Origin of the sequence: Mangrovibacterium lignilyticum, from assembly GCF_010882175.1 — a bacterium.
Classification (GTDB): domain Bacteria; phylum Bacteroidota; class Bacteroidia; order Bacteroidales; family Prolixibacteraceae; genus Mangrovibacterium; species Mangrovibacterium lignilyticum.
Genome location: NZ_WKLH01000001.1, coordinates 1,190,988 through 1,206,159 on the forward strand (window position 1 = coordinate 1,190,988; position 15,172 = coordinate 1,206,159).

Annotated in this window: 7 protein-coding genes; all 7 read right to left on the reverse strand. The window is 43.8% G+C overall.

All coding sequences use genetic code 11. The features are described from left to right. Positions 1-8: 8 nt before the first annotated feature. Complete coding sequence (locus tag GJV22_RS04890; protein ID WP_163709490.1) at positions 9-2,198, reverse strand: family 43 glycosylhydrolase; 2,190 nt, start codon at positions 2,196-2,198, stop codon at positions 9-11. A gap of 48 nt (positions 2,199-2,246) precedes the next feature. Beyond that, positions 2,247-4,838, reverse strand: coding sequence for an alpha-L-arabinofuranosidase C-terminal domain-containing protein (locus GJV22_RS04895; RefSeq protein ID WP_238480279.1), 2,592 nt, complete (start codon positions 4,836-4,838; stop codon positions 2,247-2,249). Positions 4,839-4,865: 27 nt separating this feature from the next. Further along, on the reverse strand, positions 4,866-6,236 hold the full coding sequence (locus GJV22_RS04900) for a glycoside hydrolase family 27 protein (RefSeq protein WP_163709494.1): 1,371 nt from the start codon (positions 6,234-6,236) through the stop codon (positions 4,866-4,868). A 684-nt stretch (positions 6,237-6,920) separates the two neighbouring features. After that, positions 6,921-8,879: a glycoside hydrolase family 127 protein gene (locus GJV22_RS04905; RefSeq protein WP_163709497.1), complete on the reverse strand. Its 1,959-nt coding sequence runs from the start codon at positions 8,877-8,879 to the stop codon at positions 6,921-6,923. 230 nt (positions 8,880-9,109) lie between these two features. After that, a complete protein-coding gene (locus tag GJV22_RS04910; protein ID WP_163709500.1) occupies positions 9,110-10,747 on the reverse strand; it encodes a RagB/SusD family nutrient uptake outer membrane protein in 1,638 nt (545 codons plus the stop codon). 20 nt (positions 10,748-10,767) lie between these two features. Then, positions 10,768-14,046 carry a TonB-dependent receptor gene (locus GJV22_RS04915; protein ID WP_238480280.1) on the reverse strand — a complete coding sequence of 1,093 codons (3,279 nt, stop codon included), beginning with the start codon at positions 14,044-14,046 and terminating at the stop codon, positions 10,768-10,770. 96 nt (positions 14,047-14,142) lie between these two features. Further along, on the reverse strand, positions 14,143-15,135 hold the full coding sequence (locus GJV22_RS04920) for a FecR family protein (RefSeq protein WP_163709502.1): 993 nt from the start codon (positions 15,133-15,135) through the stop codon (positions 14,143-14,145). Between the last annotated feature and the right edge of the window lie 37 nt (positions 15,136-15,172).

A 15,172-nucleotide genomic window follows, 5' to 3' on the forward strand; every position in this document is an offset into this window, starting at 1 on the left:
AGTCTATCTTACTTCACCGGATCAATCCCCTTGAAAGTAGGCTTTACTTCCAATATGTGTCCATCGGCATCAAACTCCAGTTTGTCAATACAAACTTCGCGATGAAAACCGCCGGAACCATTCGGCATATCCACGCCTTTGGGATAAGTAAACCGGTGATACACCAGGTACCACTCATCTTTACCCGGCACCTGAATCGCGGAGTTGTGACCTGTTGCAAAAATGCCGGTTTCAGGATCACCTTGCACCACAATGTTGTTTTCCGGGATTGTCAATGTTCCCATTGGGGAATCAGTCGTTCCGTAGCGCACTTTATAGTTCGGGCTACGGGTATCATCTTCCGACCACATGAAATAATAAGTACCGTTGCGGTAGATCACATAAGTACCCTCGCGGAAAGTTCCGTCGATATTGAATTGCTTCAAGGTTTTCATGTTCAGCGAAATCATGTCGTCATTCAGCTCGGCACCGGCCATGTAACCATTTCCCCAGTAAAGGTAGGTTTTGCCTGTTTTCGGATCGGTGAATACATCGGGGTCAATTTCCTGACCGCGATTTACACCCAACGTTTTGAAATCAATCAAAGCTTTACCACTATCCGTAAATGGTCCGGTTGGATCATCAGCGACAGCGACACCGATTTTCTGTGCTGCTGTGAAATAGTAGAAATATTTGTATTCACCGTTGACTTTCTTTTCGACAATACAGGGCGCCCAGGCATTACGATCAGCCCAGGTTACATCCTTGTGCAAATCAAGGATAGTCCCCTCTTCGGTCCAATCCACCATATTGTCGGACGAAAACACGTTGAAGTAATAGCCTGACCAGCTGTCGAAACCATCAGTCGTTGGGTAAATGTAATATTTGCCTGTTTTTTCAGAATACAAGATATCGGGGTCAGCATGGTAACCTTCCAGCACCGGATTGTGGTCTTCGGAAGCAGTCACCGAATAAACCACATCACCTTTTCCTGCAATAGTGAAGGTGTAAGCTACCGGTCCGCCGGTGAAATCCTGTGGTCCTTCCGGCTGCACCGAAATTCCCGGCCAACATTTAAATTTCGGATCAAAAGCTGTCAGGTCAACACCTGTTTTTACCGGCAAATGAATCGTTTTGGCATCTCCTTTCATATCGACATTCAACTTTTTCAGTTCTGGAGAAGTCGCTTCAACCAACAAATCATCGAAGCTGCCCCATTGACTCACCAGTCGTTTCAGTTCTTTACCGGTAATTGGCATCACTGTTCCATGACGGGGGTGAAAATTCATCGACACCTCTTCATCAATCACAGAGAAGTGTTGCAGGTCGGTACTTTTGGTAAACTGGTAGCGACCACTGGTGTACATATCGTACATCAGAATATATTCGTCCGAATTATTCAGTTTAAAAATACCACTGCCTTCAACCGGTCTGGTTTGACAATCAACGCGCTTATCACTCACTAATTCGTAGCCTTCAGTCAGCTTGTCTGAAATAGCCAGTTTGATCCCGGGATCGCCGTCTTCAGCCTTGTGAAACAAGTAATATTTCCCGTTAAACGGAATGATGTCGCCATCGATACAAGCTTTGGTATTACTATCAGCAGGCGGGAAGTATAATTGCTTCGGAGCAGCTTCCAAGCCGGTGAAATCTTTGTTGGCATAGGCATAGTAGATAATATCCGGATTGTCGCCCTGCTTCATCGAGAAGTAAATCATATACTTCCCGGTAGCCTCATCGTAAATGGTTTGCGGTGCCCAAACACGGTGCACATCACCCAATTCATCCGGATAAGTTTCCGGAATATTGATTACTGAGCTCTCCCAATGAATCAGGTCGGTTGACTTCAACATGATCATGGCAAAATTATTCCAGCCCTGCTCCGGTACATACAAGTCGGTAGCAACCATATAGAAGGTTTTGCCATCGGCACCACGCAAGATATGCGGATCACGCACTCCTCCGGATGTACTGATTTCTTTTGAATCGACCACCGGCTGATTGTCATTCAGCGCCCTGTAATTATAACCGTCTAAACTAACGGCAAATCGAATGGCCTCTTCGCCCGGACCATTACCGGTAAAATAAGCAAACAAATAAGCAGAAAGCTCATCATCAGCCGAATCCTTAACAGCACAGGAACTTAGCATTGACAGTGCAAGAACCAATACGCTCATCCACTTAAATGAAGATCGTTGTTTTTGATTGTGTAAACTCATAGTTTTTCCCTTAGTTCTCATATATAGATGAAGATTGTTTTTGTGTTCTTATTTGACTTTAAATCTGATTACTGAAAATGAATAAGCGGGAATGTTGTATTCAAACTTCGAAGCGACAGCAATCGTGCTGCTTTCCGGCATGGCCTTTTCGTCGGTCACTTCGCCCTGCAGAACGGTTAACGCTGCCTCTCCGGCTTCAACAGGCAAATTGGCCAGATCGATTTTGGAATTCACAGCAACAGGCAACAGGTTTGTCAACTTCAGAATATAATCCCCGGTTTTACTGTCGCGAACCAATGAGGAGGCGACCCGTTTGGTCATTTCCTTTTTACTCTCCGACAAGCTGACTTGCGAAGCAATGTACTCGTCGCCCGCGTTTTGACCGAACAACTTTTGCACATAGTAATCGACTGTTGGAAACACTTCCGTATTGTTGAAATAAATCAGGTCGGGATTCCATTGCGTATGCCCGTGTTTTGCAAGCAGCGGTGCGTAAGAGGTCATGCTCACCACATCGGCATTTCGTTCAACATTAATTAAGTGAAGTGCATCACACAAAGCAGTTTCGATGGTGAGTTTCCTGCCGGGAATATGTGTTGCATATTCACCCAGGTACACCTTGGGTTTTGAACGATCGTAGCGATCGTAATAATCCTGGTTGTTGAGATACCAACCCGGTGGCTGATAGTAATGCTCATCAACCATGGGTACCTCCAATTTGGAGGCAATATCCCAGCCAACCCGGTAATCGGTTCCTTCAGAGAACGGACCAACCGTTCCGATCACGGTAATCTCCGGGTACTTCTCTTTAATTGCGTTGAATATCATGGTGAAGCGTTCTCCGAAAATATCGTTGATCAGGTCTTCATTCCCAATCCCTACATATTTTAGCTTGAACGGCTCGGGATGACCGGCCTCTGCCCGTAGTTTTCCCCATTTGGTATTTTTGTCGCCATTGGCCCATTCAATGAGATCGAGAATATCCTGCGTGTATTGATCCATGTCGCACATCGGGATACCGCCTTGTTGACCATGCCCCCCGGTTTCGGAGTTTTGGCAAGGCACACCAGCAGCGATAACAGGCAGTGGTTCGGCACCGATATCTTCGCAAAACTGAAAATACTCAAAGTACCCCAGTCCCATTGATTGATGGTAATTCCAGATGTTACGGTCTGGCTTCCGGCTTTCCAGCGGGCCAATGGTGTTTTTCCAACGGTAAATGTTGTCCAGTCCATCGCCGTGTGAAACGCAACCGCCGGGGAAGCGAACAAAACGCGGATGAAGGTCTGCTATGGTCTGCGCCAAATCCGAACGTAAGCCATTTTTATGTCCTTTAAATGTTTTCTGCGGAAAAAGAGAAACCATATCAAGCGCCACCTTTCCGGTGAACTGTGGAATCAGCTGCAAACGGGCATTGGCAATATCTTCTTTCGCCGTAAGCGTCAGTTCCAGCTTTTTCCAGTCCTTACCAACCGACTTGCTGGTTCCTTCTGCGTAAACTTTCCCTTCGCCATCAACTAACCGGATGAGCAATTTTCCTTTGGCACCACCTAATCCCCGGGCAAAGACAGCAAAATTGTAGTTGTCGCCGGCTTTCATCGGAATGCCATCAAAGCCTTCGTTTTCCAATGCATCTCCTTGTTCTGCAATCGTGAGAACAGCATAATGCTTTTGATTGGGATGAACGGGCGCAATGGTATCGATTGAAAAGCCAGCGTCATCGCCGGTATAACTCCAGGCTTTCCTGCTATTCCAGTTTTTGTCGCGGAATTTGGTATCAGCTGGCTTGTACTCGAATCCCCTGTTTTGAACCAGTTCGGCATACAAACCACCATCGGCAGCATAGTTGATATCTTCAAAGAAAACACCAATTAGCAAGTCACTTATCGCCTTGCTGTTTTCAGGCACCGCCGTGATTGAGGCGTCCAATGGTTTCAAATCGGCGTAACGATCAACATCATCCGTCAACCGCTCGGCACGCTGCCATTCGTGATATTTCGTCAATTCATAAAACTTGATTATCCCATCAATGACCGACCACGAAACTTTCGAAACCGTCCCCAACTGCTTTTCACCGTCGATCAATACTTCTTCGCGCGCATTCAGTCTGTCGCTTTCAGTACCTTCAACTGTTGCTGTATAGGTTTCAAAGTCGGTTGTTGTTGTTTTACAGACCTTTTGACTACCATCCTGATCGCTCAGCCAGGTAATTAAATAGTGCTGTTCAGAAGTTTGATACGAAACTTCTGGCATCATTACATTCCCGTCGGTCATCACTTCGGGGTACGTTTGGGGCTCCCAGGTATACAGGTCATTCGTTTCGGCATGTGCAAATTGCCCGATTTTTTCATTTAGGCTCCAGATCTCATGCCATGTTCCCTTCTGATCTTGAAACAGGAAAGGTGTGAGCATGCGCTTTTGCGATCCCCAAGTTCCAAAATCGCAAAACAGGAAACGAAACTCAGGTCCTATGCTTTGCCAGTTTTCCCGATCGATACTCCAGGCGTAGTGCAAGCCATTCTTACCGTTATTTTTAATTGTAGCGTAAGAAAAGACATAAGCCGAATCAGGTTCGTTGGCAAATCCCTGCCCAACCACACTCAACACAAAAATAGCCAGTAGCCAATATGTTTTTTTCATCATTTATCAGTTTACAAGTTGAAATGATTAGTGAATGACCCGGTATAAAGCCGAAGCGTGTGCAGGCAATTGAACCTTGTAGTCTCCTGAAATATTTCCGGAATCTTCACCGGTCCACAGGTTGATGAGGGCACAATCACTGATATATCCAAGAGCAGTCATGTCAACAGTAATTTCAACCGGCTCCGGGCTGTCCGACATATTAAACAGCGCCAAATACAGATCGCCGCTATTCGGATTTTTTGAAACGATGGCCACTTTACCGTCTTCGTTGAAAAGCTGATGCACATCAGTACTTTCACGATGCATTTTCAGTACCTCTTTGTTGGTCAATAATGAAAGGGTAAATTCATCATTACTTGGCAGGTCACCACCAAACATCAACGGTGATTTAAAAATGGTGAACAGCGTCATCAAACTGTACTGCTCATCTTTGGTTAAACGTGTCATACGGTCTGCACCGCGTTCACCACGAATAGAGATGCGTCCCAATGGAATCATGTCACAATCGGGCCAGGTGCCGGGAGCAATATAAGGGTACCATTTCTGACAAATATCCATCAAATGAGTGATGTGCGGCCAGGTATCCCAAACATCATCAACCATGCGCCACATGTTGGCATGTTCTTTTACATGGCCAGCAGCTTCAATTGGTGTTTCACCCGGCGAAGTACTCAACACAATTGGACGACCACACTGATCAATTGCGTTTCGGATCAACTCAATTTCGCCTTGATGATATGGCCGGGAAAGGTCATCAACTTTTACAAAGTCAACTCCCCAGTCAGCATACAGATCAAAAATGGAGTTGTAGTATTCCTGTGCACCCGGCTTATCGGCTACAATCGTATAATTATCGCGCAACCATTCACATTGTAACTCAGTTGAATAAATCTGGTCGGCAGTAATGCCGTCTGTTCCTTTAATTGGCAACTTATTTTCGACCGCCACCTTCGGAATACCACGCATAATGTGAATCCCGAATTTCAATCCCTTGCTATGAATGTAGTCAGCCAGTTCTTTGAATCCTTTACCATCTTCGGCTGAAGGGAAACGGTTAACGGCAGGTTGATACCTTCCATATTCATCAATTACATAACGTGGATCGGTTTGGTTGTAACCACCGGCTTTATCATTTTCAACAAACCAGCGAATATCTACGACAATGTATTCCCAGCCATAATCCTTCAGTTTTTCAGCCATATAATCAGCATTGGCTTTCACTTCAGGTTCCTCAACCGTTGGACCATAACAATCCCAACTATTCCATCCCATCGGAGGGGTTTGTGCCCAGGTTTTAAATTCACCTTTTTTGAACGGTTCAGCCTTCTTTTTCGTTTGACAAGACGAAAAGAATGCCACCAAAGAAATTAGTAGAAATAAATTCAGAAGTCTCATTTTATGCAATTGTTTAGTATTGATTCCAGATGTGTTTAAAATTTTAAAGGTAAAAAGTACGTTTTTTCCGGTTATTGCACAATTATTAGTACTAACACAAATTTAAAAATGACTATTAAAAATTCACAAAAAACTATCAATGTGATCATTACGCGAACACCACCAATGACATCCCCCTAATAATTCAGTCGGATTCTAAACTAGCGGAACGTAATTTTGGAACACTGAGAAACCGTGAAAACAACAAGAAGTATCACTCCCTTTTCAAAAGAAACACGTTTATATAAAGACGTAGAAAGATTGTAAATCCCCTAATACTTTTTTGCGGACTGACTAAAATAGAGGAAAAGTCCACGGTAATCCTAAACCGGTCCCCTCAACACAAAACTTATCTAAAAACTGTATGAATCGTGGCAAGTGGTTTCGCATTTCCTTATTCATCCATGATGAAATTTGAGCTGCCCACTAGCCTTAACATTATAGGTACATCCCCGGCTAATACCCCGGCCAGATGTTACCTCCACATGCTTTTTACATTCCCTTTATAAATGGGTTTAATGAATAACACTCCGGTACCATTTCTAATTTGATTCCTATTCCGTCAAATTTTCCGTCCACCGCACATTAACTAAAAGCCCGGCAATACCGGGCTTCAAATACATGCTGGAATTAAACTGACTGGACTCACTCTTCAGTCAACCAAACTTTCATTTTGTTGGCACCACGGTTGTCCCAAACGTAATAGGGAATCGAGGTAAAAGCTTTTCCTTTAGCATCAGAAGCAGTAATTACTTCCACTCCCCCCAACAGGTCGGCCTCAAACGAATTATCGAAAGCTGTTTCCGGGGATACGCCAAGCTTGTCAACATCAGTGTTATCCGCTCCTTCAACACAATACACAATCGGGCCGCGCTCCAATGCAACCAAACCTCTGTCCGCCTCAACCAACTCATTCGCTTTTACTTTTCGAATTTCCATTGGAAGGCTGTATTCAATTACATCACCTTTTTTCCATTTGCGGGTCAATGTTGCATATCCGTTTTCCCGGGCATACTCAACAACCCCGCCATTCACGTTCATTACAACCGGCAATTGGCTGTTATTTTCGTAGGAATACAAATCGGAAGGAACCGGTTTGTTCTGAGCCCATCCCGGAATACGAATACAGACGGTGAATTCCTGCTCTGTTTCAGGAGATACTTCCAGCTCAACATCGCCACTCCATGGATAGTCCGTTTTCTGACTTAAGCCAACGCCAGTACCTGCAACATTGATATTAGTCGCGCTTTGGATGAACAGATTCACAAAAACTTTGTCCTCATCCTGCGCATAAATATAGCCCGGAACAGAAGGCATAAAGCGACAAAGGTTGGTCGGGCAACAGGAACAATCGAACCAAGGCTCACGGGTCAGACTTCCCCCTGAGTTAAAATGATATTCCATATCACACTCGAGCGGATTTGGATAAAAGAAGGTTTTCCCGTCCAGACCAACGCCTGAAATAACGCCGTTATAGAGGCTACGCTCCAATACGTCGATGTATTTGGAATCGCCATGAAGCAAGAACATGCGATAGTTCCAGTACACGTTCGCAATAGCCGCACAGGTTTCATTGTAAGCTGTCAGGTTAGGCAACTCATAATTATCTCCAAAAGCCTCCCCCTCATGGCGGGAACCAATTCCACCGGTCAAATACATTTTCTTCGATACGATGTTGTTCCAGATATTATCCACTGCTGTCCGGTAAGCTGCATCGTCATACAACGCCGCCACATCGGTCATCCCGGCATACATATAAGCTGCCCGCACGGCGTGACCTACGGCCTCATCCTGTCCCAAAACCGGCTTATGATCCTGCGTATAGGCCCCTTTGATTTCACGGCGAGTGCTATCTCCCCGTACATCCAGGAAATGGCGGGCCAGTTTTAGGTATTCTTCGTTGTGTGTGATCAGATACAATTTGATTAAGCCGGTTTCCACGATTTGGTGTCCGGGAACTTCATTGGGAAGCTTATTGTTGAAAACATCGACCAGCAAATCAGCATTCTTCGTTGCAATATCCAGGAAATTGGTTTTCCCGGTCGCGTGATAATGCGCTGCTGCTGCTGCCTCAAACATGTGTCCGCTATTGTACAATTCGTGGCTACATTCCAGGTGTTCCCAGCGTGCTCCGGCCGGACACCAGGGCCAACGAACGAAAGTGGTATCAATAGTTTTGTAAGTGGTTAAGTAACCGTCCTTTTCCTGTCCTATTTTAATAAGCGAGATAACAGAGTCGACATAATGATCCAGTTCCGGATCAGTGGTGGTGGTCATAGAATATGCCGCGCCTTCAATGATTTTATACACGTCAGTGTCATCAAAAGGCATTTCCCCTTTAACCGGGCCTTCCATTTTTCCTCCGGCAATCAGGAAATTATCCATACGTCCCATCTCCTCACATTTTGCAAAGGAAGCCGGGATGGTAACAGTTCGGTTTGTTTCAATTTTTGGAGCCCAAAAACTATCACTCAGGTGAACTTCGTTGAACGGAATTCCCTGGATAGCATAATCAGGTGTGTACTCAACATTCTCTTTCGTCTTTGGTTGACAAGCCACGGCCAATGTTACGACAAGGAATGCGATAAATTTTATTTTTTTCATTGTATCTGGCTTTATATTTATTCTTTAAGGTTGAGAACTGTCTCTCCGGCAGTCTCTTTCAATCGACTGAACTTCGTAAACGTCATCGCAACAGATGCACCTTAACGCTAATTTCAGCACAGTGACAAAAAACGAGCTTTTCTCTCAAGAAAAATTTATTGGTCCCTGGGAAAAAAGGAAAAAGTGGAGAATCGTCCGAAGAAGTTCTCCACTTTCGTAATTCATAAAGCTTATTCTACGTATCCGGGATTCTGCTCTAAATTTGAATTTGTTTCTCTGCGTCCACGTGGAATCGGGTAGATTGACCGATAATCTCCATTCGGTGAATGTGCAAAGAATGATTTGGTTGTGTACACACCAAAACGAATCATATCCTGACGACGACGACCTTCCTGGTTAAATTCCCAGGCTAACTCATCCAGAAAACGACCGTATTCAATATCATCACCACCTTCATGAGTCTCGGCACTCTGAGTCCGCAAGCCATAATCATAAACACTACCGTCCATCAGCTCAGCTCCTGTTACCGTGGCTTTTGCCGGATTGCTCTGGAATGCACGACTACGAACTTCTGATACAATTGCAGCTGCGCCGTCTGCATCGCCAGTCCTAAGCAGACATTCAGCTTTCATCATCAACACATCAGTATAACGGAAGAGTGGATAATCATTATTAAGCACATTGGATGATCCCAGACCAATCTCGAACTTTTCGAAGCGAAATCCGTGAATTTCTTCTGAAAAACCGATATCAGGAACTTCGTTGATCAAATTTAGCGGTTGACCAACAAGCCCACCCATTGTCACTTTCAACTCTTCTCCTGTGGTCGAATATTGCTGTCCCCTCATGAAGTTCGCTGTTAAACGACTATCATCCGGGTCAAACGTGTCGATGAACTGAGGAATGGCACACATACCGCCCCATGGTGTTTGTGTCAAATTATATTTTGCCTGCATGGACGGCTGGCAGGTTTGCATATGAATGTCAAAATCATTCCATCCTTTGGTATATTGATCATCAATAGCAATACCAAAAATAATTTCCGCGGAATTTTGATTCTCGGTTACAAAAACACTTTTCTGATTCGCTTCCATTACATAACCGGCTCCGGAGTTGATGATTTGGTTACAGGCATCAACACAGTCTGACCAATGTGCCGTTCCGGTATACACCTCTGCATTAAGATACATTTTAGCCAATAGTGTTAAAGCTGCCCATTTATTAAATCTTCCGTAAGTTGCAGCACTTCTTTCCTCACTCAACGAGGGAAGACTTTCGTTGATCTCACTAACAATAAAATCATAAACTTCCTTACGTGTATTTTGCTCGGGCAAGTAACCTTCAGGCACGTCAAAATCGGTTACAATGGGTACATTACCATATAAATCGCACAAGACGTAGTAATAGGCTGCACGCAGAACTCTCAATTCGGCAACGACTGATTCTTTGATATCTCCAACTGGAATAAACCCGGATTCAATTTGATATAGAATACGGTTACAGGTTGCTATCCCAAAATAAGTGCGATCCCATGTTTGGTAAACAATATCTTCATCGACTGTCCATACATGTTCATGAACGCGACGATAAATGCCACCATCAACCCATCCGTTCGGACGTGCAGGAATAACAATTTCATCAGCCCCTAATTCCTGAACGCGCCAAAAGCCATTCCAGTGATTTAAAATAGGAACCCAGGATCCGTAAGCATTTCCAATGATAGCCGGCACATCTTCTGCAGTAGGATCAAACTGATCTACTAATATTTCACCATAGCTGGAGTCGTACAATTTGGTACAACTTGAAAAGAAAGCTACAAGCGAGATTAACAGGATGCTCAATGCATTTTTATATTTATGAGTATTCATGTCAAACTAATATTTAAGGTTTAGAAAGTTAAATTAACACCAAGTGTAAAAGTTCTTGTTGTCGGGTATTTATCCCGTCCGTCATTCCCGGGAGTCAGACCACCGGAATAAACTTCAGGATCTATTCCTTTATAGCCTGTAATCACGAAGGTGTTCAATGTGGAAGCGTAAACTCTTGCTTTGCTCACATATTTACCTAAATTGTTGATTGTATAACCTAACGTTATATTGTCAATCTTCCAGTAGTCACCATTTTCAATGTAGTACGAGTTATACTCCAGATCCATATCGGTGCTCAATACAGCTTTTCCAAAAACAGGATCGTAAGCTGATTTCAACCGGTTGTATTGAACGGTCTTGGTGTTTTCCAGGTACATCCGTTCGAAATTCAGGATTTGGAAATCGAAAGCACCGCGCATGGTAATGGACAAGTCAAAATTTTTGTAGCGGAAGTTATTATTCCAACTACCAATGAATTTTGGAATACCGTTACCCAAAACTTGCTTATTCTCAAATGAGTGGTTAAAGTCGTCGTAGTTGACAGCATTTCCTTCAGCGTCTTCGTAAATCCACTTTCCGCTTTCATCAACATCAATTACCTTAAAACCATAAAAGTTACCAATCTCGCCACCAATATCCACTCGGTGTGTAAAGGTTTGAATGGGTTCTCCGGTTCCTCCGCCAGTAAAATAATCACTTGTTGACTGGTATAGCTCATTTGAAAGACTAATCAACTTATTGCTATTGGTGGAGAAGGTTACATTGGTGTTCCATTCAAAATCTTTGCCTGTAACAGGTATCGCATTGATCAGAATTTCAAGCCCTTTATTTTCCATCACCCCCACATTGGCACGAGTTGTATTCACGAGGTTTGGAGGAGTTGGAACGGCAAAGTCATATAAAAGACCATCAATTTTACGTTTATAAAGGTCGATGCTACCGGAAAGACGGTTCTTCAGCATGGCGAAGTCGACACCGATGTTCGTTTCTTTTTTCTCCTCCCATCGCAGGTATGGGTTTGGATTACGTCCCGGAGTCAGGGTTTGAATCCACTCTCCATTTGTATAAAAGGGACTACCGTATGACAGTGTACCGACACCAAGGAATAACTGATCGGGCTGTGTACCGGTAACACCGTAACCAGCACGCACTTTCAGGTCATTCAGAAAACTAACATTTTCCATGAATGATTCTTCAGTCAAGCGCCACCCCAAAGAAACGGCAGGGAAAGTTCCCCAGGGATCTTTAGTTCCATACAATTGGCTGGCAGCTTCGTGACGCACACTGGCCATTAACAGATAACGGTTTTTGTAGTTGTAATTTAAACGTCCGAAAAATCCAATCAGGTTAGTTTCTGTTTTTTCACTTCCAACGCCCCAGGAGGTACTGCCATTTATAATACCGGTACCTAAACCAATATTATTGTATCCGAACAGGTCAGTCGGGAAATCATTATTGTTGACATAGAAACTTCGTCCAACAAAGTCCTGCCAACTATAACCAGCCAAAACAGTGAAATTATGATCGCCGATACTTTTCTTATATTCGGCTGTTAAGTCAATCAATTTTTCTGCATTTTCATTCGCCGAGTCAGAAGCATATCCATTAACACCACTTCGAACATTCGAAATGTGGTTTTTGGTCTCGTAATAGCCGTAAGTTTGATTCCATTTTGAATACGACATCAAACTTTTCAGCGTCAACCCTTGCACTGGTGTTAAAGTAACCGAACCGGTAATCCGGGTAAGGTTTGTACTTGTTTGTCCTTCTGATTCCTTAATCCTTGCTAAAGGATTATCGTAGTTGAAAGCACCGGGTTGTTCTACCCATGCACCATTTTCATCTTTAATCGGAGATGTTGGGTTGTAAATAACCGACTGGCGATAAGTATAGCCGTTAAAGCCATTTAATTTCTCCGTACGGGACAAAATCCCCAGGTTGAAATTCAACATATCATCCAACATCGAATGGTTAATATCTGCTCTCGCTGTCAAGCGTTCAGTATATGACTCCAGAAAGATTCCGTCAATATCGCGGTAGTTAATGGTTGCCAGGTAATTTGTCTGGGCATTTCCACCTCTGAATGTCAGGTTATGAACATGATTGATTGGCGTTTGTGTAATCTGATCCAACCAATCGGTATCCGCTCCCAAATCATCTGACTGGGCACGTGTTCCGGCAGCGATTTGATCGCGATAATCCTGCGCAGTCAACATATCCAATTTGTTGGCAATGGTTTGTGTACTTACATATCCGGAATATTCAACATGGCTTTTCATATCCTTGCCAGCTCTTTTGGTGGTAATGATAATTACACCGTTTGTACCACGGGTACCATAAATGGCCGCAGCCGAACCATCCTTCAAAACGTCAATCGATTCAATATCTTCCGGGGCAACCGTATTCAGACTACTTGGAACGCCATCAACTAAAATTAACGGGTTCGAGCTTGTTCCGAAAAGTGTTGTATTTCCACGCAGACGAATGGCGGTTCCTGCTGTGGGGTCACCACTGGTTGTGTTTAACGAAAGACCGGCCACCTTACCGGCAATTAATTGTCCGGCATCCTGAACACTACCGGCATTGAAGTCTTCAGCTTTAACGGTTCCAACCGAGCTGGTTACGTCACCCTTTTTGATGGTACCGTAACCAATGGCAACAACTTCTTCCAATCCGATGGTTTCTTCTTCCATACTGACAGAAATTGTACTTTTCCCGGCAACCGGTACTTCAATTGGTTTCATACCAACAAACGAAAATATCAGTACAGCATCCGATTCAACAGCTTTCAGTGTATAGTTCCCATCAAAGTCGGTAATCGTACCGACAGTTGTTCCTTTAATAACAACCGTTACTCCGGGCAATGCTTCACCCGTGGCGTCAGTCACATTACCCGACACTTCACTTATTTGCTGAGCAAACGCTGAAACGGTGTCATCGCCTTTCTTTTTCAACACAATGTAGCGGTCGATCATCTTATAATCGAGCCCGGTCCCTTGTAGCAGCTGGCTCATCAACTCGTCGATATTACCATCTTCAACTCTAACGGAACCAGCCTGCACCCCTTGCACGTCGGGGTTATTATAATAGAAGTAATAGTCAGATTGTTCCTCGATTTGCTTCAGTGCATCGGTCAGCAACCCATTTGAAATCGTTAGGTTTAATTTCGAGTTCTGAGAATAACTGTTCGCGTGAACAGTGACTGTTAGCAGTATAACAAAAAAGGTCGTTAACTTCATAATACGCATAATCTTTTTAAGCAACCAGGGGTCGCTGTAAAACATACGATGATTTTTCATAAATTTGGATTGAATTAATAATGAAACATTTTTGTTTTATTGACAGGCGGTAAAATGTTTGCAGCATTTTATCGCCTTGTTTTTCTTACATAGGCCTTATTTTTTATAGATATTGATAATGTCCTTCTGATTTGATTTTGACAGATATTCTGTCCGAATAGGCGCTAAAAATTCGAACGCCTGAATAATCTGCTGAACCGGCTTATTCCGCAAAACAGTTCCGGTGATTTTATAATCAACCAGCGAAGGGTCCTGAATTTTTATTTGAACATTATACCAACGTTCCAGTTTTTGAGCAATTTCACCCAGCGATTCACCCTTGAACTCAAGTGTGCCATCTTTCCAGTTGGTATAATAATGGGTATCCACTTTTTTGACTACCAGCTTATTGGACTCCTGGTCCAGTTTGGCCATTTCCCCGGGAACTAATCTCGCAATCCCAGTTCCGTTCATCTGATTGAGTTGAACGCTCCCCTTTTCCAACACAACAGCTACGTTCGGATCATCGGTGTAAGCCGAAACATTAAACGATGTTCCCAGCACCTCAACTTCCATTTTACGCATCCTAACTTTAAAAGGGAGCTCTGCGTTGTGAGCTACCTCAAAATAGGCCTCACCCTCCAGGTACACATCGCGGACGTTCTGATTAAACTCTTTCGGATACTTTAACCGACTACCCGAATTCAACCAGACTTCGGTACCATCAAACAGGAAAAGGTGTCCCATCTGCCCGTCCATCACTTCTATTTCAGCATATTGGTTGCTGGTGTTTTCGCTTGTCTGCATCTGCAGGAGATATCCTACAAAAAGACTGACGACAATGATCGCTGCGTATTTAAAGGTGTTAAGGGTGATTTTACGAACTTGACCGTTGCGGATTTGCTGCCGGATAGCTAGCCAGGATGCACCTTGATTGGGAGTAGCCAGATGACTTAGTTCATCCAATCCTTTTTTAATTTTACCTGATAGTGCCCAATCATCCGGATTTTCCTTCTGATGCTGTTCCAGGGCGGCTAACTCATCGTCAGAGAGTTCATGTTGATGCTTAGCAGCAAAAAGTTCCCAATTTGTAGGTTTGTTCTTATCCATCGGTTCGTCGTTCTATTACTATGACGAAGAAAGATCG

Excerpts from the sequence above, each read along its gene's own strand:
- GJV22_RS04900 (WP_163709494.1), bottom strand. The coding sequence starts at position 6,236 with ATGAGACTTCTGAATTTATTTCTACTAATTTCTTTGGTGGCATTCTTT.
- GJV22_RS04920 (WP_163709502.1), bottom strand. The coding sequence starts at position 15,135 with ATGGATAAGAACAAACCTACAAATTGGGAACTTTTTGCTGCTAAGCAT.
- GJV22_RS04890 (WP_163709490.1), bottom strand. The coding sequence starts at position 2,198 with ATGAGTTTACACAATCAAAAACAACGATCTTCATTTAAGTGGATGAGC.
- GJV22_RS04895 (WP_238480279.1), bottom strand. The coding sequence starts at position 4,838 with ATGAAAAAAACATATTGGCTACTGGCTATTTTTGTGTTGAGTGTGGTT.
- GJV22_RS04910 (WP_163709500.1), bottom strand. The coding sequence starts at position 10,747 with ATGAATACTCATAAATATAAAAATGCATTGAGCATCCTGTTAATCTCG.
- GJV22_RS04905 (WP_163709497.1), bottom strand. The coding sequence starts at position 8,879 with ATGAAAAAAATAAAATTTATCGCATTCCTTGTCGTAACATTGGCCGTG.
- GJV22_RS04915 (WP_238480280.1), bottom strand. The coding sequence starts at position 14,046 with ATGAAAAATCATCGTATGTTTTACAGCGACCCCTGGTTGCTTAAAAAG.